Source organism: Dactylosporangium cerinum (genome assembly GCF_042653625.1).
Classification (GTDB): Bacteria; Actinomycetota; Actinomycetes; order Mycobacteriales; family Micromonosporaceae; genus Dactylosporangium; species Dactylosporangium cerinum.
Genome location: NZ_JBHSIU010000013.1, coordinates 311032 through 329238 on the forward strand (window position 1 = coordinate 311032; position 18207 = coordinate 329238).

Annotated in this window: 14 protein-coding genes; 6 read left to right on the top strand and 8 right to left on the bottom strand. The window is 71.3% G+C overall.

Going from position 1 to position 18207, the window contains the following annotated elements:
• Positions 1–36 precede the first annotated feature (36 nt).
• The 3 genes from ACFPIJ_RS13635 to ACFPIJ_RS13645 all read left to right on the top strand — a co-directional run bounded on the left by ACFPIJ_RS13635 (position 37) and on the right by ACFPIJ_RS13645 (position 4130).
• On the top strand, positions 37–1245 hold the full coding sequence (locus ACFPIJ_RS13635) for an FAD-dependent monooxygenase (RefSeq protein WP_380115127.1): 1209 nt from the start codon (positions 37–39) through the stop codon (positions 1243–1245).
• Positions 1242–2213, top strand: coding sequence for an L-threonylcarbamoyladenylate synthase (locus ACFPIJ_RS13640; RefSeq protein WP_380115129.1), 972 nt, complete (start codon positions 1242–1244; stop codon positions 2211–2213). Before ACFPIJ_RS13635 ends, ACFPIJ_RS13640 begins: the two co-directional genes overlap by 4 nt.
• Positions 2214–2375: 162 nt before the next feature.
• Positions 2376–4130, top strand: a complete 1755-nt coding sequence (locus tag ACFPIJ_RS13645) for a BTAD domain-containing putative transcriptional regulator (protein ID WP_380115131.1) — start codon at positions 2376–2378, stop codon at positions 4128–4130.
• A 74-nt stretch (positions 4131–4204) separates the two neighbouring features.
• On the opposite strand, the gene ACFPIJ_RS13650 is transcribed toward ACFPIJ_RS13645, so the two are convergent.
• The 3 genes from ACFPIJ_RS13650 to ACFPIJ_RS13660 all read right to left on the bottom strand — a co-directional run bounded on the left by ACFPIJ_RS13650 (position 4205) and on the right by ACFPIJ_RS13660 (position 7477).
• The gene (locus tag ACFPIJ_RS13650; protein WP_380115133.1) at positions 4205–6247 is read right to left on the bottom strand and encodes a glycosyl hydrolase family 28-related protein; all 2043 of its coding nucleotides are present in this window, start codon (positions 6245–6247) and stop codon (positions 4205–4207) included.
• 264 nt (positions 6248–6511) lie between these two features.
• Entirely contained in the window at positions 6512–6922 is a 411-nt protein-coding gene (locus ACFPIJ_RS13655) for a VOC family protein (RefSeq protein WP_380115134.1), read from the bottom strand.
• A gap of 48 nt (positions 6923–6970) precedes the next feature.
• Positions 6971–7477, bottom strand: a complete 507-nt coding sequence (locus tag ACFPIJ_RS13660) for a hypothetical protein (protein WP_380115135.1) — start codon at positions 7475–7477, stop codon at positions 6971–6973.
• A gap of 86 nt (positions 7478–7563) precedes the next feature.
• On the opposite strand from ACFPIJ_RS13660, the gene ACFPIJ_RS13665 reads away from it, so the two are divergent.
• Positions 7564–7977 carry a GNAT family N-acetyltransferase gene (locus ACFPIJ_RS13665; RefSeq protein WP_380115136.1) on the top strand — a complete coding sequence of 138 codons (414 nt, stop codon included), beginning with the start codon at positions 7564–7566 and terminating at the stop codon, positions 7975–7977.
• A 50-nt stretch (positions 7978–8027) separates the two neighbouring features.
• Complete coding sequence (locus ACFPIJ_RS13670; RefSeq protein ID WP_380115137.1) at positions 8028–8675, top strand: LysE family translocator; 648 nt, start codon at positions 8028–8030, stop codon at positions 8673–8675.
• On the opposite strand, the gene ACFPIJ_RS13675 is transcribed toward ACFPIJ_RS13670, so the two are convergent.
• The 3 genes from ACFPIJ_RS13675 to ACFPIJ_RS13685 form a co-directional block, all read right to left on the bottom strand.
• Entirely contained in the window at positions 8661–9875 is a 1215-nt protein-coding gene (locus tag ACFPIJ_RS13675; RefSeq protein ID WP_380115138.1) for an RNA polymerase sigma factor, read from the bottom strand. The genes ACFPIJ_RS13670 and ACFPIJ_RS13675 overlap by 15 nt on opposite strands.
• A gap of 519 nt (positions 9876–10394) precedes the next feature.
• Positions 10395–11954 carry a gamma-glutamyltransferase family protein gene (locus ACFPIJ_RS13680; RefSeq protein ID WP_380115139.1) on the bottom strand — a complete coding sequence of 520 codons (1560 nt, stop codon included), beginning with the start codon at positions 11952–11954 and terminating at the stop codon, positions 10395–10397.
• 169 nt (positions 11955–12123) lie between these two features.
• Positions 12124–13110 carry a GlxA family transcriptional regulator gene (locus ACFPIJ_RS13685; protein WP_380115140.1) on the bottom strand — a complete coding sequence of 329 codons (987 nt, stop codon included), beginning with the start codon at positions 13108–13110 and terminating at the stop codon, positions 12124–12126.
• Between the two features lie 19 nt (positions 13111–13129).
• Here ACFPIJ_RS13685 and ACFPIJ_RS13690 point away from each other — a divergent pair, with 19 nt between their 5' ends.
• Positions 13130–14458 (top strand): MFS transporter, encoded by a 1329-nt coding sequence (locus ACFPIJ_RS13690; RefSeq protein ID WP_380115212.1) that lies wholly within the window; start codon positions 13130–13132, stop codon positions 14456–14458.
• 64 nt (positions 14459–14522) lie between these two features.
• Here the strand turns inward: ACFPIJ_RS13690 and ACFPIJ_RS13695 are convergent, their stop codons facing one another.
• Both ACFPIJ_RS13695 and ACFPIJ_RS13700 read right to left on the bottom strand, forming a co-directional pair.
• Positions 14523–16544, bottom strand: coding sequence for a DUF7933 domain-containing protein (locus ACFPIJ_RS13695; RefSeq protein WP_380115141.1), 2022 nt, complete (start codon positions 16542–16544; stop codon positions 14523–14525).
• Positions 16545–16588: 44 nt separating this feature from the next.
• Positions 16589–18142 (bottom strand): aldehyde dehydrogenase family protein, encoded by a 1554-nt coding sequence (locus tag ACFPIJ_RS13700; protein WP_380115142.1) that lies wholly within the window; start codon positions 18140–18142, stop codon positions 16589–16591.
• Positions 18143–18207 lie beyond the last annotated feature (65 nt).

The window sequence follows — 18207 nt, forward strand, 5'->3', positions numbered from 1 at the left end:
TTACCTATCGGTAAGTAAACGAACGTAGGGGGAGACATGCACGTGCTCATCTCCGGCGCGAGCGTCGCCGGGCCCGTCCTGGCGTACTGGCTGCACCGAAACGGTCACCGCGTCACCGTCGTCGAGCGAACCCCCGAACTACGGGTCGGCGACGGCGGTCAGGCGGTCGACCTGCTCGGCCCGGCCGTCGAGGTCATCGCCCGGATGGGGCTGCTGCCCCAGGCCGAGGCAGCGCGGACCAGCACCGACACCATGACCCTGATCCGGCCCGGCCGGCCCGACGTCACGATCGACGCCGCCCAGCTGCTCGCCGGCATCTCCGACCGGCACATCGAGATCATGCGGGGCGACCTGGCCCGGATCCTGTTCGACGCGACGCGGGAGGACGTCACGTACACCTTCGGCACCACCATCGAACGACTGCAGGAGCACGCCGGCGGGGTCGACGCGACCCTCTCCGACGGGACCACGGCCACCTTCGACCTGGTCGTCGGCGCCGACGGGCTGCACTCCGGGGTGCGGCGGCTGGTGTTCGGGCCGGAGGAGGGTTACAGCCACTTCCTCGGCGGTTACCTCGCCGTGTTCAGCGTGCCCGACTTCATCGGCCTCGACGAGCGGGTCCTCGGCTACAACACTGTCGACCGGGCCGTCGCGCTCTACCCGACCCGCACCCCCGGCCGCGCCCGCGTCGTCATCCTGTTCCGCGGACCCCGGTCCGAGCACCGGGATCCGGCCGCGCAACGGCAGCTGCTGCGGACGGTCTGCGCCGACCTCGGCTGGGAGGTGCCCCGGCTGCTGGCGCACCTCGACACCGCCGACGACTTCTACCTGGACTCGATCAGCCAGATCCGGCTGCCGTCGTGGTCCCGCGGCCGGATCACCCTCGCCGGCGACGCGGGCTACGGGCCCGGACCCGCGGTCGGCGGCGGCAGCAGCCTCGCGATCGTCGGGGCCTACGTCCTCGCCTCCGAGCTGGCAGCCGCCGGCGACGACGCCTCGGTGGCGTTCCCGGCCTACGAACGTGCCCTCGCCGACGCGGTCGCCGCCAGCCGGACCATCGGGCCGTCGGTCCTCGCCACCCTGATCCCGCGCAGCGACCTGCAGGTCTGGACGATGGCCCAGGCGATGCGCCTGCTGCCCCGGCTGCCCCGCTTCCTGCAACGGAAACTGACCTCGTTCGGGGGCGGCCCCGCGGCGATGCTCAACGGGGTCGACCTGCGCGACCCTCTAGTCTTGCGCTCATGACTGACGGGGTGGTCGCCGCCGACGCGGCCGGACTCCGCCGCGCCGCCGAGCTGCTGCGCCAGGAGTCCGTCTGCGCGTTCCCGACCGAGACGGTGTACGGGCTCGGCGCGCACGCCTTCTCCGCCAAGGCCGTCGCCGAGGTGTACCGGCTGAAGCGCCGCCCGTCCTGGAACCCGCTGATCGTGCACGTCGCGTCCACGCGGGACGCGCAGGCCCTCGCGCACGAGTGGCCCGAGGCGGCGCGGCTCCTGGCGGCCCGGTTCTGGCCCGGCCCGCTGAGCCTCGTCGTGGAGCGGGCCCACCACCTGCCGGCCAACGGCGGCCCGCCGACGGTCGCGATCCGGGTGCCGGCCCATCCCGTCGCCCTCGCCCTGCTCGAGGAGTGCGGGCTGCCCCTCGCGGCGCCGAGCGCGAACCGGTCCGAGAGCATCTCCCCGACGACCGCCGAGCACGTGATCCGCAGCCTGCCCGACGTGCCGCTGGTCCTCGACGGCGGCCCGTGCCGCCTCGGCATCGAGTCCACGGTCGTCGACGTGACCGTCTCGCCGCCGCGGCTGCTGCGCCCGGGAGCGCTGAGCCTCCGCGCGATCCGCGAGGTGGTCGGTCCGCTGCAGCTGCCCGGCTCGGCACCGGTGCCGGCGGCCGGCGTCCGGTCGCCTGGACTCGCCCACCGCCACTACGCACCCCGGGCCAGGCTCCACCTCGTGGACGACCCGGACGAGCTGACGGCGTGGGCGGAGGATGCCGAGGCCGGCACCGTCGGCATCCTCACCCACCGCTCGACGGCGCCCCGAGGGGTGCAGGTTGAGCTGCTGTCCGCGGATCCGCTTGAGTACGCCGCCGACCTGTATGCAGCCCTGCACCGGCTCGATGACGCCGGCGTGGCGACGATCCTTGCGCAGGCCCCGCCGGTCGGCGACGACTGGCTCGCCGTCCACGACCGCCTGACCCGCGCCTCGGCGAGCTGAAGCGTTGTCGGACGGGACGGCGACCCCCCGTTGAGTCGCCGGCCCGTTCTGACTGCCGAAATGCTGCCGGTTCCCACTGCCGTGCCGCTGCCGATATGCTGCCGTCCGACCGTCTAGGCGGCTGACCAGCACCTATCGCCGCACCGCAGCCAGAGGAATGGGATGGACGGGGGCTTCCGCTTCGAGATCCTCGGGCCGCAACGTGCCTGGGCCGGTGATCGGCCGTTGGACCTCGGGCCCGCGAAGCAGCGCGCCGTCCTCGGCGTGCTGCTCCTGCAGCCGGGGCGACCGGTGCCGACCGCGCAGATCATCGACGCGGTCTGGCCGCACGACCTGCCCGAGAACGCGACCAACGTGCTGCAGAAGTACATCGCCGCGCTGCGCCGCCTGCTGGAGCCGGACCGGTCACCGCGGACCCCGTCGCGGCTGCTGACGCTCAGCGAGGCCGGATACCAGCTGGCGATCGACCCGTTCGACGTCGACGCGACCGAGTTCGAGGCCGCCGTCGACGCCGCCACCACCGCGCACGCCGCCGGACGGGACGACGAGGCCGCCGACGGGTTCCGGGCCGGGCTGCGGCTGTGGAAGGGCGAGCCGTTCGCCGGGCTCGGCGGGCCGGTGTTCGAGGCGGTGCGGGTGCGGCTCGGGGAGCGGCGCGTGTCGGCCTCGGAGGCGCTCGCCGAGATCCGGCTGCGCCGCGGCGACCACCGCGAGCTCATCGCCGACCTGGCCGCGCTGGTCGAGGAGTTTCCGCTGCACGAGCGGCTCCGGCTGCTGCTGATGCTGTCCCTGCACCGCAGCGGGCGCCCCACCGACGCGCTGCAGACGTTCCGGGAGCTGCGGACGCTGCTCGACGAGGAGCACGGCATCGAGCCGGGCGAGGAACTGCAGGACCTGCAGCGCCGGATCCTGCGCTCGGACCCGGCGCTGGCGTACCCGTCGACGTTGCCGATCGCGACGGGCAAGCCGGCGACGACGACCGCGCCGGCGCCGGTCTCGTCCGCGGCGGCATGGAACCCGGTCAGCCCGGCGCCCATGGAGTCGCCGACCACCGCGCCGGTGAGCCCCGCGCCGTTCCTCGTCGCCCCGCCGAAGCCGCCCCAGCCCTCGCAGCCGCCGCCGCTGCCGCCCCTGTCGCCGCCGGTGCCGTTCCCGCAGGACCACGCCCTCATGCGGGCGCCGGCGGGTGCGCAGCGCTGGCCACCGTACGCCCTCGGCGTCGACCCCTTCTTCGGCACCGAGTTCAACCGGCAACCGTGGATCACGTGGGTCGAGACGGTGCTCGGCATCATCGCCGGCGCGTGCACGCTCTGCCTGCTCGCCTGGGTGCCGATCCTGTACCACGCGACCCGCCGGCGCAGCGGGCGGCTCTTCGCCGCCGCGTTCGGCTATTTCGTGGTGGCGGCGTTCTTCTGGGTGCTCATGATCGCGACGGTCGAGGACGACGGTTCTTCCTGGGCCGACCCGATCATGATTCCGATCGTCATCATCGTCTCGATCGGCGTCCCGGTGCACGTGCTGCTGCTCAACGAGCACCTGCGACACGTGTGGCGGCGCCGCCGCAACGGCCCGATCGAGCGACGCGTGCAGGCCCGCCAGCTCCTCGTCACCAGCCCGGTCGCCAGGTTCGCCCTCGCGATCGGCCGGCCGGATCTGGTGCGGACCCACAACGACGGCGGGCTCATCGACGTCAACGCCGTGCCCGAGCACGTGATCTACAAGGTTCTCGGCATGCGCCGCGACGTGGCCCGCCGCATCATCGCCGAGCGGGCCCAGCGCGGCCCGTTCACCTCGATGCTGGATCTGACGGTCCGGTGCGCGGTGGGCCCCGACGTCACCGCCGCGTTCAACGACCGCCTGCTGTTCCTGCCACCACCGCCGGACCGGTTCCGCCCGCAGGCGCTGCGGCAGCACTGAGCTCGGGGGTACCCCATGACAAAAGGAAGGGCGGGCGCCCCGAGGCGCCCGCCCTTCCCGCTAACGGGGTGTCATCACCACGGCGCGGGCGCCGGGGGCACGACGACCGGCGGGCGGTCGTCGCAGGTGATGGTGTTCGGCAGCTCCCACGGCGCGAGCCACGGACCCGTGGTGCCGCCGCCGTCGTTGCCGCCCAGGTCGACGACCGAGAACTCGGAGCCGGCCGGGGTGAAGTGGAACGTGCCGCAGTTGTTGATGCCGACGGCGCCGACGTTGCGGGCGTCCACGTTCTCGAACGTGGCGGAGCCCGCGGCGCGGGCGCTGAGCACCGAGGTGCCCGTGCCGTCGACCCGGATGTCCTTGAACTTGACGTTGGTGATGGAGTACAGGTCCTTCACCGGCCAGTCGGCGACGAGCATGATCGCGTTGTAGGTGTTGTCGAGGAAGTGGTCCCCGGTCACCTGGATGTCCGCGTCGATGTTCTTCTCCAGCGCGAGGAACCAGATGGCACCGAGGCCGATGTTCCAGTTCAGCTCGTACGTGCCGGCGCGGACCGTGGTGTTGTCCGTGATCTTCACGTAGCCGGTGAACGGCTCGGCGCCGAAGCGGGAGCCGATGTGGATCGCGCTGCCCTCACGGATCGGGTCCGCGACGAGGTTGTTGGACACCGTGGTGTCCTTGCCGCCGTAGATCGCGATGCCGTTGGCGAGGACCGGGGTCTGCACCGTGTTGTGGTCGAACGTGTTGCCCGCGTTGGTGGTCTTCTCGGCCCACATCGCGAGGCCGTCGTCGCCCGAGTTACGGACGAAGTTGTTGGACACGCTCGAGTTCGTCACGCCGGTGTGGAAGTTGAGGCCGTCGGCGATCTGGTCCACGATGACGTTGTTGGTGACCTTGGTGTTGGTCATCGGGCCGTCGAACCACAGGCCGACCTTGGTGTGCTGGATGTACAGGCCGTCGATGGTCGAGTTGCTCAGCGCGCCACCGATGCCGTTGACCTGGTCGGTGTCGATGCGCTCGCGCACGTCACCGATGATCGAGAAGCCGGACAGGTGGACGTTGCTGCTGCCGCCGTCCTGCGAGTACTTGCCGTAGAACCCGACCCCGGTGTGGATCGAGTTGTCCGGGGCGGGCGTGCTCAGGGCGACCTCTTTGCCCTTGATGATGGTGTACCAGGAGCCGGCGCCCTCGATCGTGACGTTGTCGACGATGATGTGGCGGTTCACCTGGTACGTGCCCGGCGGGATGTAGACCTTCAGGTGCGTCTTCTTGGCGAACGCGATGGCCTTGTCGATCGCGTCGGCCGAGTCACGCCGGCCCGTCGGGTCCGCGCCGAACAGCAGCACGTTGGCCGCGATGATGCTGATCTTCGGGGCGCCGACCAGCTCGGAGTCGAGCAGGTCGATGACCGTCCACGCGGCGCTGTTGCCCGGCGCGGTCAGCCGCACCTTGTCGCCGGCCTTGTACGTCTTGCCCAGCAGCAGCCGCTGCTCGTCGTAGAAGTGGTTGGGCCGGAACGGGGTGGTGATCGTCGGCGTCGGCGTGGTGGCGGCCGGCACGCAGGCGCACTCGGTGATCCACCAGTCGGGGTGCAGCAGGCCCGCGTTCGGGTCGTTCGAGAACGGGTACTGGTTGTACAGCCACGAGTACTGCGACGTGAGCGTCATCGTGGACTTCTTGCCGCCGTTGACCGTCACGTCCAGCGGCGAGGTGATGCCGCCGCCGTTGGGCGCGTCGGGAATGCTGTAACGGACGTTGATCGCGTTGGCCGACTTCGGCAGCGTGAACTCCACGTACTGCCCGGGGGTCAGCTTCACCGCGCTGCGGCCCGAGGCCTCGGCGGGCAGCGTGTAGGCCGTGCGGTCCGGACCGATGACGGTGCCGTTCGTCTTGGCCTTCTCGGCTTCCTGCTCGACGAAGCCGACGCTGGCACCGCGGCCCGCGGTCAGCGCCGGGTCGATCGCGGCGCGGGTCACCACTGGTGCGGTTCCGGCCGCGGTGGCCGGGCCGGCGCCGGTGACCACGACGCCGAGACCGACGGCTGCGGCCGTCGCCGCCGCGGCCCACCGCGGCGGCCCGCTGGACCACCGCGCTAAAGGTCCTGTGCTCCGTGACATCGATGACTCGATTCTCTCGGGAGGGGGCGGACGCCCGAGACGCTCTACGGCGGGGCGGCGCCATGAGGATGAGGGTGAGGTGACATTAGGACCCCCGTCCCGTGCTCCACAAGGTCCTGCGAAATATTTACGCAACGTTGGAACCGGAATTGTCGTCGGCTTGTCGGTTTGTTGCGTAAAACTGCCGTCATCGTTGCGACGGGCGGGCATGCAAAAGCGGCGGGATCCGGCACCGGATCCCGCCGCTCACGTGGCGGTCGCGCGTCAGCCCGCCTGACCGATGTTGACCATCCACGGGATGCCGAACCGGTCGACGCAGGCGCCGAACTCGTCGCCCCACATCTGCTTCTCCAACGGGACGTTGACCCGCCCGCCCGCCGACAGCTTGTCCCAGTACCCGTGCAACTCCACACTGTCGTCGCCGCTCAGGCTGACCGTGATGTTGTCACCGGGGTTGTGACCCATCTCCGGCGGCGTATCGGAGGCCATGATCGTGTAACCGCTCGGCGTCTCCAGCATGCCGTGCATGATCTGGTCGGCGATCGGGCCGGCCTCCGGATTGAACTCGCCGAACGTGTTGAGCCGCAGGGCGCCCCCGAACACGCCCTGGTAGAACTCCATCGCCTGCCGGGCGTTACCACGGAAGCTCAGGTACGGATTGAGCCGAGAGGTCATCACAAACTCCCTAGTCGCGATCGATGGATGAGGCCCGTCGATCCGACCCTATTCGCCGACCAGGGCTCGCGAAGCCGAATCCGCTTGTTGCTGCCGCACCCGCCGACCCCACGGCTTGTACGTCGACAGCACCGTCGAGATGATCAGCAGGGTCGAGGACACACTGGGCGCGACGACCAGGTTGATCTGATCGCGGCGGGGCAGCGCGTCCTTCAGCTCGCCGGCGTGCACCAGGCCCGGGTACAGCAGGAACGTCACCAGGAACACCATCACCGTGACGATGACCAGCTTCACCGCGACCCACCACCAGCGCAGCAGCCCCCACGGGGTGCCGACCGCGTTGACCACCCCGATCACCCAGACCAGGTAGGTCAGCGGCACGAACAGGACCGCGCCGACAAGGCTCATCGCCGGGTACGCCACGTCCTTGCCGACGCCACCGGTGAGCCCGGCGATGCCGAGCGTCAACAGCACCATGTCGGCGCCGAGCCAGCCCACCGCCGTGATCACGTGCAGGGTCAGGATCGCCTTGCGCCACTTCGGGGTGAACTTCATGGCGTCCAGCCTGCCGGAATGCCGGCGTCGCGTCGCCCGCCGAGGGTGGTAAACCCGGCTACTCCCGGTGTCGTACGGTCACCGTCATGATCCTCCGCGCCGCCACCCTGGACGACGTCCCAGCCGTCCTCGCCTTCTGGAAGATCGCCGCCGAGGACACCAACCGCGGCGGCGATGACACCGCAGCCGTCCAGGCGCTGATCACCCGCGACCCGGCGGCGCTGCAACTGGCGGTGATCGACGGCGAGATCGTCGGGTCGCTCATCGCCGGGTTCGACGGCTGGCGCTGCCACCTGTACCGCTTCGCCGTGCACCCCGACCGGCGGCGGCAGGGAATCGGCGCGCAGCTGCTGCAGGCCGCCGAGGAACGCTTCCGCGAGTTCGGTGGCCGCCGCGCCGACGCCATGGTCCTGGCCGACAACACCCTCGCCCACCACGCCTGGGCCGCCGCCGGCTACGCCCCGCAGGACGACTGGCGGCGCTGGGTCAAGAGCCTCTGACCTCCGATTGGCCCTCGACCGGCAGCCCGCCGGCTGGCAGCGTCACAGCCATGATCACGATCGGAGCGGCGGCAGGGGTCGCGCTCGTGGCGTTGGGGATGGTGCTCACGCCCGGGCCGAACATGATGTACCTCGTCTCACGCAGCATCTCCCAGGGCCGCCGGGCCGGCATGATCTCCCTCGGCGGCGTCGCCGCCGGGTTCCTCGTCTACCTGACCCTCGCCTCGGCCGGACTGTCCGTGGTCTTCGCGACGGTCCCGGCGCTGTACCTCACGGTGAAACTGGCCGGCGCGGCCTACCTCGCCTACCTCGCCTGGCAGGCGGTCCGCCCCGGCGGCACATCCGTGTTCACCCACCAGGACCTGCCGGCGGACTCCACCCGGAGACTGCTCACGATGGGCCTGATGACCAACCTGCTCAACCCGAAGGCCGCCATCATGTACGCCTCGCTGATCCCGCAGTTCGTCGACCCCCGCGCGGGGCACCTGATGACGCAGGGCTTCCTGCTCGGCGGGGTGCAGATCGCGGTCAGCATGCTGGTCAACACGGGCATCGTGCTGGCCGCCGGGTCGATCGCGGTCTTCCTCGCGAAACGCCCGACGTGGCTGCGGATCCAGCGGTACGTGACCGGCACGCTGCTCGGCCTGATCGCGGTCCGCCTGGCCACCGACCAGGCCCGGCCGCTACCGGTGCAGTAACGCCGCCTTCGACAGCAGGTAGCGCTGCTCGGGAAGACTGGTCGTGCGGCGGGCCGCGAGCTCGTACGCCGCCCGGGCCGCCGTGATGTCGCCCGACATCTCCAGCAGATGGGCCCGGACCGCCGCGAGCCGATGATGGCGGGCCAGCCGCTCGTCGGCGTCCAGCGCCTCGAGGATCCGCAGGCCGGCCGCCGGACCCTGCACCATCGCCACCGCCACCGCCTGGTTCAAGGTCACCATCGGATTCGGGGCGACCCGCTCCAGCAGCTGATACAGCGCCAGGATCTGCGGCCAGTCGGTGTCCTCGGCCGAGGCTGCCTCGCAGTGGATCGCGGCGATCGCGGCCTGCAGCTGGTACGAGCCGGGCGGGCCCATCGGCAGCGTCCTGGTGATCAGGTCCACGCCCTCGGCGATCATCGACGGGTTCCACAGCGTGCGGTCCTGGTCGGGGAGGGGGACCAGCGTGCCGTCGGGCCTGGTGCGGGCCGGCCGCCGGGCGTCGGTCAACAGCATCAACGCGAGCAGCCCGGCGACCTCACCGTCGTCGACGAGCCGGTGCACCTCCCGGGTCAGGCGGGTCGCCTCAACGGTCAACTCGGGCCGGTGCAACTCCTCGCCGGACGACGCGGTGTACCCCTCGTTGAAGATCAGATACAGCACCTGCAGGACGACCTGCAACCGGCCTTCACGCTCCGCCGGGGGCGGCAGGGTGAAGCTCGCACCCGCCGACTTGATCTTCTGCTTGGCCCGGCTGACGCGTTGCGCGAGGGTGCTCTCGGGCACCAGGAACGCGTGCGCGATCTGCGCGGTGGTCAGGCCGCCCACGGCCCGCAGGGTGAGCGCCAGCTGCGACGCGCTCGACAGCGACGGATGACAACACAGAAACAGCAGCAGCAACGTGTCGTCTTTATCGGGAATGTCCACAATGTCTGATGTTTCATGTGAAACATGGACGGCGATTTCCCGCCGCCGCCGGGCGTCGTCACTGCGGAACTGGTCCATCAGCCGCCGCGCGGCGACCGTGATCAGCCAGCCGCGCGGGTTGTCCGGCACACCCTCGACCGGCCACTGCACCGCCGCCGCAAGCAACGCCTCCTGAACGGCGTCCTCACAGGCGTCGAACTGCCCGTACCGGCGGACCAGCACACCGAGCACCTGCGGCGCGAGCCGGCGCAGCTCGTTCTCGACTTCGGCCCTCACGAAATGCAACGATCCCACGCCGCGCTGCGTCACGTCGTTCGCGGCGCGCTTGTGTCGCGTCGTTCGCGTCGCGCTTGTGTCGCGTCGTTCGCGTCGCGTCGTTGATCGGAGGACGCCCGTGGTCGCCCACGACCGGCGCACGACTTCAATCACCAGGAAGGTCCACTCCCGGCATAGCACAAGCCGACAAAGAGGCTGATCCGGACATCGGCGGCGCCGGATCGGGCGGCGGGCCGGCGCCGTTGCCGGATTCCCTACAACCGGAAGGATCCCCGGGTGCCTGACCCCGGAAATCCTTCCGCTTGTCGTGCCACCCGCTCGGCCGAGCGGTGGACGAGCCCGAGTCGGCCGAGGCGCGCCGCCCCACGTGGGGCGGCGCGCCTCTCGTGAGTCGCTATAGGCTGAGCTCGACGTTCCAGTCGGCGACGACGTTCCGTTACTGGAGGGTGACGACTTCTAAGATCGATTAGGAGGTCGTTGGTACGGTTGACAAGGAAAAGGTCGCCGTCACCGGGACCCTCAGCGCACCGTCCCGGCGGATCCGGTGCCGCGACGGATCGGTTCGGCACAAGCGAGCAGCTTCCCGCGCGGCAGGAATTCGATCGCCGTCGCCGCCCCGATCTCCGCCATCGGCGTGAAGGTGTGCCCGAGCGCGCCCAGCGCCGGACCCGGCCCGGCGATGAACGCCGGCTCCGCGACCACGGCCGCGGTGTTGCGCTGTGTGGCCCGGGGCGCGGCGAGCGCCTCCGGCAGAGTCATGCCGAGGTCGATCCGGTTGACCAGGATCTGCAGCACGGTGGTGATGATCGTCGAGCCGCCGGGCGAGCCGAGCGCGAGGAACGGGCGCCCGTCCTGCAGGACGATCGTCGGGGCCATCGAGCTGCGCGGCCGCTTGCCGGGGCCGGGCAGGTTCGGGTCGTCGGCGGTGCCCTGGGTGTTGGTGAAGTTGAAGTCGGTCAGCTCGTTGTTGAGCAGGAAGCCGCGGCCGGGCACCACGATGCCGTTGCCGCCGATCTGCTCGATGGTGAGCGTGTATTCGACCACGTTGCCCCACTTGTCGGCGACGGTCAGGTTGGTCGTCGACTTGCCGAAGTCGGTCGACGCGCCGCCCGTCGCGGTGGCGCAGACGTCGTAGCGGCCGTCCGGCACGCCGGGCAGGACGGGCTTCGCGGCGGCGTGCAGCGGGTCGATCTGGCAGGCCCGCTCGGCCGCGAACCCGTTGGTCAGCAGCGCGTCGAGCAGCGGCCGGGGCGTGTAGTCGCCGACGTAGCGGTTGCGGTCGGCGAACGCGAGGGCGCTCGCCTCCAGGTAACGGTGCAGCGCCTGGGTGCGGTCGAGGGCGCCCAGGTCGGAGCGTTCGAGGATGTTGAGCGCCTCGCCGACCGTTGAGCCGCCCGAGGACGGGGTGGCCATGCCGTAGACGTCGTAGCCGCGGTAGACCATGTGGGTCGGCGCGGGCCGGCGGACCTCGTAGGCGCGCAGGTCGGCCAGGGTCATGCCGCCGGGGCGGATCTCGTACTGCCACGGCAGCGCAGGAGCGGAAGCGACCGGCGGGTGCTGCACGGCCTGGACGATGTCGCGGCCCACCTCGCCGCCGTAGAAGGCGTCGATGCCGCGGCGGGCCACCAGATCGTAGGTCGCGGCGAGGTCGGGGTTGCGCAGCGTGCTGCCGACCGCCGGCGGCTGCCCGCCGGGCAGGAACAGCGCGGCCGTCGGCGTGAACTGCGAGAACGCCGCCGCGTTGTCGCTGACCTGGGTCGCGAAGGTCTGGTCCACGGTGAACCCGCGCCGGGCCACGTCGGCGGCCGGGCGCAGGTTGGTCGCGAGGGACCGCTTGCCCCACCGGTGCAGCGCGGTGTCCCAGGTCGCCAGGGTGCCCGGCACGCCGGCGGAGATGCCGCTGACCCGGGCCTCCTGGAACGCGTACGGCAGGCCGGTCGCGGGGTTCACGAACGCCGTCGAGGTCATCGACCCCGGCGCGGTCTCCCGGCCGTCCAGTGTGGACACCTTGCCGCTGCGGGCGTCGTAGTAGACGAAGAACCCGCCGCCGCCGATGCCCGCGGAGAACGGCTCGGTCACGCGGATCGACCGAGCTCACCGCCCCGCCGTAACCGGAAGCGGTAGGTCCGGAAGCGTCGGACGCGGAAGCGGGAGCGGGCAAGGGCACGAGGAGCAGAGGAACAAGCACAAACGGGACGAGCCTACGCACGGTGCCTCCCGGAGGATCGACAGTGATCGCTCCTCTTGCCTACCGTCCCGGCGCGCCCGGCACAACCCGGAACGTGCGACGGTACGCGCTCGGGGCGACACCGATCGTGGTCTGCAGGTGCTGGCGCAGCGACGCGGCGGTGCCGAGCCCGGACCGGCGGGCGATCTGCTCCACCGCCAGGTCTGTGCTCTCCAGCAGGCCGCGAGCATGATCGACCCGCTGCTGCAGCAACCACCGGGCCGGGCTCACCCCGGTCTCCTCGCGGAAGCGGCGGGTGAACGTGCGCACACTCATCGTGGCGTACGCGGCCATGTCCTGCAGTGTCAACGGCTCGCCCAGCCGCTGCAACGCCCACGCGCGGGTCGGTGCGGTGGTCGTGTCGGTGATGCGGGGCAGGGGCCGCTCGATGTACTGCGCCTGGCCACCCTCCCGCCACGGCGGCACGACGCTGCGGCGGGCCGCCCGGTTGGCGACCTCGCTGCCGAAGTCGGTGCGCACCACGTGCAGGCACAGGTCGATCCCGGCGCCGACGCCGGCCGAGGTGAGCACGTCGCCGTCGTCGATGAACAGCACGTCCGGGTCGAGTTTGACCTGCGGGTACAGGTCGCGGAACTGGTCGGCCCAGCCCCAGTGCGTGGTCGCCGGCCGGTCGTCGAGCAGGCCGGCGGCGGCGAGCACGAACGCCCCGGTGCAGATCGACATGACCCGGGCGCCCCGGGCAAGCGCGGCCCGCAACGCCGAGGCGACTTCATCCGAGACGGTCGCGTCCTCGACCGGCCCGCCGCGGTGGATACCGGCCACGATCACCGTGTCGGCCACCGCGGTGATCTCCAGGCCGTGCTCGGGCAGCACCTGGAATCCGGCCGCACTGCGCACCGGCAGTCCTCCTGGGCTGCAGATCTGGATGCGGTACAGCCGGTGCCCGTCGTCGCCACGGGCGGCCCCGAAGATCTGCGACGGCGTGCCGAGGTCGAACGCGACGACGCCGTCCAACGCGATCACGGCAACAACATGCTTGAGGACCATGGCCCGATTCTTGCGCACTATGGCTGTCGGGCCACTCGCCCACCCGTACCAAACCCAAGATTATTGTTCCGTGAAACGTATCCACCCTGCTTGGACCGTTGCCGTCGTCGCCTTCGTGGCGCTGGTCGGCGCGGCCGGGTTCCGTGCGACGCCCGGCGTGATGCTGCACCCGCTGCACGAGGAGTTCGGCTGGTCGCTGGGGACCATCTCCCTGGCCGTATCGATCAACCTGCTGCTGTTCGGCCTCACCGCGCCCTTCGCCGCCGCGCTCATGGAGCGGTTCGGGATCCGGCGGGTGGTGGCGTACGCGCTGCTCCTGGTCTCCGCCGGCAGCGGGCTGACCGTGTTCATGCGGCACAGCTGGGAGCTCATCGCGCTGTGGGGGGTGCTGGTCGGCCTCGGCACCGGATCGATGGCGCTGGCGTTCGTCGCCACCATCACGGGCCGCTGGTTCGTCAAGCGCCGTGGCCTGATCACCGGTGTGCTGACCGCCGGTGGCGCGGCCGGGCAGCTGGTGTTCCTGCCGCTGCTGGCGCTGCTGGTCGACGCCCGCGGGTGGCGTGCGGCCGCGCTGACGGTCGCCGGAGCGGCGCTGCTGGTGGTGCCGCTCGTCCTGTGGCGGCTCCGGGACCACCCGTCCGAGCTGGGCGTGACCGCCTACGGCGCGAGCGAGGAGGATGCCGCGCCGCCGCCGGTGCCGTCCGGCGGTGCGGCCCGGCGCGCGATCGGCGCGCTGCGCAGCGCCTCGCGGGTGCCGGCGTTCTGGCTGCTCGCCGGCGGGTTCGCGATCTGCGGCGCGACGACCAACGGGCTCATCGGCACCCACTTCATCCCGGCCGCGCACGACCACGGCATGACCGAGCCGGTGGCGGCGTCGCTGCTCGCGCTCATCGGCCTGTTCGACATCGTCGGGACGATCGCGTCCGGCTGGCTCACCGACCGCATGGACAGCCGGATCCTGCTCGGCTGGTACTACGCGCTGCGCGGCGCGTCGCTGCTGGTGCTGCCGGTGCTGTTCGCCGCGACCGTCCGGCCGAGCATGGTGGTCTTCATCCTGTTCTACGGCCTCGACTGGGTGGCGACGGTGCCGCCGACCGTCGCGCTGTGCCGGGAGTACTTCGGCGCCAGCGGCCCGGTGGTCTTCGGCTGGGTGTTCGCGTCGCACCAGTTCGGCGCGGCGATCGCGGCGACCACGACCGGCCTGCTGCGGGACCGGCTCGGCAACTACGACCTGGCCTGGTACATCGCGGGCGGCCTGTCCGTCTCGGCGGCGGCGCTGTCGCTGCTGCTCTTCCGCACGCGCCGGGGCATCGCGGTGCCCGTCCCGGTCGCGGTGGCGGCCGCCTGAAGCCGGCTGACGCAGAGACGCCGGCCGTGGATTGGCCGGCGTCTCCGGTTCGGTGCGGTGGTGGTCAGCCGGTGCGGCGGCGGGTCCGGCCCGAGAGCAGCAGCCCGCCGCCCGCGAACGTCGTCGCCAGGCCGAGTTGCAGCATCGCCGCGATCGGGGCGCCGGTCACCGCGAGCGAGCCGGAGCCCGACCCACCGGTGCGGGCTGGGCTCGCCGCGACCCGGATCGCCATCTTCAGGCTGTGCGGCAGGCCGTCAGGGTCGACCCCCGCGGCGACCAGCGAGTGCCCGCCGACCACCAGATCCGCCGGCACCTTGACCGGCTTGCTGAAGTTGCCGGCGCCGTCCGTGGTCGCGCTGCCCAGGTTGATCGGCTGCGAGTAGATGACGATCGTCGCGGTCGAGTACGGCATGAAGCCCGTGCCGATGACCACGATGTCCTGGCTCGGCACGGCGGTGGTGATGATGCCCTTGTCCGTGGTGAGCGTCAGGTTCGTGTCCGGCACCGTCGTGCTGATCGGCGGTGCCGTCGGGGTCACCGCGTTGGACGGTCCCGCCGGCGCCGAGTTGGCACCCGTGCCCTTCGCGACGACCGTGACCGTGTACGTGACGCCCGCGACCCCGCCCATCACGCAGGACGTGTCGGACGCCGAGCCGGTCGAGCACGTCGCCTCGCCGGGGGTCGCCGTCGCGATGTACCCCGTGACCGCCGACGTGTCGGCCGGCGCCTGCCACTGGGCGCTGATCTGCGCCACCCCCGCCGTCGCTACCACCTGACCGGGAGCCGGCGCGGGCGTGGGCGTCGGAGTGGGCGTGGGCGCCGGCGTCGGAGTGGTCGTCGGCTGGCCGACGGTGAACGAGCGCATCGACTGCTCCGCGGGCTCGTACGCGCCGCTGCCACCCTGGTCGGCGGTGATCGTGCAGGTGCCGGGCGTCAGCAGGGTGACGGTGCTGCCGCTGACCGAGCACACGCCGCCGGTGGTGCTGGTGAACGACACCGGCAGGCCCGACGACGACGCCGCGATCAGTTGCACGGTGTGCTGGGAGACCGCCACGTTCGCCGGCTGAGGGAACGTGATCGACTGTCCCACCTTGTTCACCTGCAGCTCCGGCTGGCACCCACCCTCGGTGCGCCCGCTCTCGGCGCAGTTGCTGTCCAGGTTGGCCCGCACGCCGACGGCGGTGCTGATCGCGGAGTTCTCGAGTGCGTACGCGCCGGCCGCCGCGGCGGTGACCTTGAAGCTGACCTCGCAGAGCGACGGGAACCCCGTCAGCTGCGCGCCGCTCAGGGTCACGTACGTGGCGCCGTTGACCGTGGTCAGGGTGCCGCCGCAGTCGTTGGTCGGGGTGCCGGCAGCGACGACGAGCCCGGACGGCAGGTCGAGCCGGTAGCCGAGCCCGCTGGTGACGGCGGTGGAGTTCTCGTCGGTCCGGGCCAGCCCGACCGTCAGGGTCGAGGTGGTGAACGCGTCGATGGTGGTCGGGTCGAAGCTGGCGCCCACCCGCGGCGACGCGGTGAGGACGGTCAGCGTCTGCGGCGTCTGACTCCTCACCACGGCGGTCACGCTGGTGAACTTCGCGGTGTCGAAGATGTACTGCCCGGACGTGCCGCTGGTGACCGGAAACGTGATCGTGCAGCTGGTGAAGGTGTCGGCGATCGTCGCCCCGGTGACGGTGAAGGTGGTCGAGCCGACACCGCCGCTGACGGGGTTGGCGGAGCAGGTGTCCACCACGCTGCCGTACGAGCGGTAGGTGCCGGTCGGCAGCGCGATCACGTAGCCGAGGCCGGTCGCGTTGCCGCAGTCGTCCGGCCTGGTGAGCGTCACATCGAGGGTGGTCTCCTCGTGGTCCTCGATGGTGCTGACCGACCATGCGCCGGTGGCCGTGATGTTGCTGGTCTCCGCGCAGTTGGCGATCCTCGGCCGGTCCGTTGAGCGAGGTGTCGCGGCGACGGTCAGCGGCCGGGCGAAGTCGACCCGGTCGGCGCCCTTGCCGCTCTTGCTGTGCTTGCCCGTGCCGGCCTTTCCGGCCTTTCCGGCGATTTCGGAATTGCATGGTCCCCCCGTAGAGGGCCGCCCGATTGGCACCGTGGACGACCCTGTAGGGGAATTTACGTCAAATATCCGATTCGTTATTGACTGAGCCGATAATCCAGGTCGGGAGTGATCTCCAGGGTGTCCATCTGCGCACGCTGCAGCCGGCCCGAGTAGTCCCAGTTCATCGACTGCCAGCGGGTGAACTGGTCGAGCACCCACACGCCCGACTGGCGGCTGCCGTTGCCCGACTTGCCGTTGCCGCCGAACGGCAGGTGCGCCTCCGCGCCGGAGGTCGAGTTGTTGACGCTGACCATCCCGGCCCGGGTGCGGCGCCGGAACGTGAACGCCTTGCGCGGGTCGGTCGTGTAGATCGCCGCGGACAGCCCGTAGCCCGGGGCGTCGGCCAGCTCGATCGCCTCATCGAGGGTGTCGTAGCCGGTCACCCCGACCAGCGGGCCGAAGGTCTCCTGCTGGAAGATCTTGTCCTCGGGGCGCACCCCATGGACCAGCACCGGGTGGTAGAACAGGCCCGCCCCGGGGTCGCCGACGAACCCCTCCCGCGGGCTGGCGGTGCCGATCCTGCCGGTCGGGCCCGGCACCCGGTGGTGGTCCTCGATCCAGCCGAGGTAGTCGTCGAACCGGGCGGCGAACCGCTCCGTCATCAGCGGGCCGTAGAGCACCGACGGGTCGGTGGGGTCACCGATCGGCGCGTTGCGCACCGCGTCCTCCAGGCGCGCCGTGAAGCCGGCGAGGACGTCCCGGTGCACGATCAGCGTGCCGAGCGAGGTGCAGCGCTGGCCGGCGGTGCCGAACCCGGCGAACAGCGCGCCGTGCACGGCCAGGTCCAGGTCGGCGTCCTCGGTGACGATCATCGGGTTCTTCCCGCCGAGCTCCAGGCAGGCGCTCTGCAGGTGCCGGCCGGCGAGCTCGCCGATGCGCGCGCCGACCTCCGAGGAGCCGGTGAACCCGACCTTGTCGACCAGGCCGGCGTCCAGCGCCCGCTCCAGGCCCGCAAACGTGGTCGCACCGTCGGCGAACACCACGTCGAACACCCCGTCGGGCACCCCGGCGCGCCTGATGAGCTGGGCGAACGCGTCGGCGCAGGCGGCGGAGTACTCGGCCGGCTTCCACACCACGGCGTTGCCGCACAGCAGCGCCGGCACCAGGTACCAACTGGGCACCGCCACCGGGAAGTTGCCAGCCGTGATGATCGCGGCGACCCCGACCGGCACGCGGAACGTGAAGAGCTGCTTGTCCGGCATCTCGCTCGGCACGGTCTGGCCGTAGAGGCGGCGGCCCTCGCCCAGGAAGAAGTCGCAGGTGTCGACGATCTCCTGCACCTCGCCGCGGGCCTCGGCGATGGTCTTGCCGACCTCCCGCGTCACCAGTGCCGCCAGGGCCTCGAAGTTGGCCTCGACCAGGCGGCCCAGGTTGGCGATCACCCGGCCGCGGACCGGTGCCGGCACGTCCGCCCAGTCGCGCTGGGCGCGGCGGGCGGACCGGCAGGCGGCGACGAACGTGTCGGCGTCGGCCAGGGCGACCTCGGCGACGACCTGGTCGAGGTGGGCCGGGTCGGTCGAGACGAAACGGGCTACGCCCTGCGCGTCGACGGATCTGCCGCCGACGGTGGAGACGAGAAGACGGCTCATGCCGCCGCCTCGCTTCGCTCACCGGCGCCACGAGGCTCAGAAACGCACTGCAACATGATTCGCTC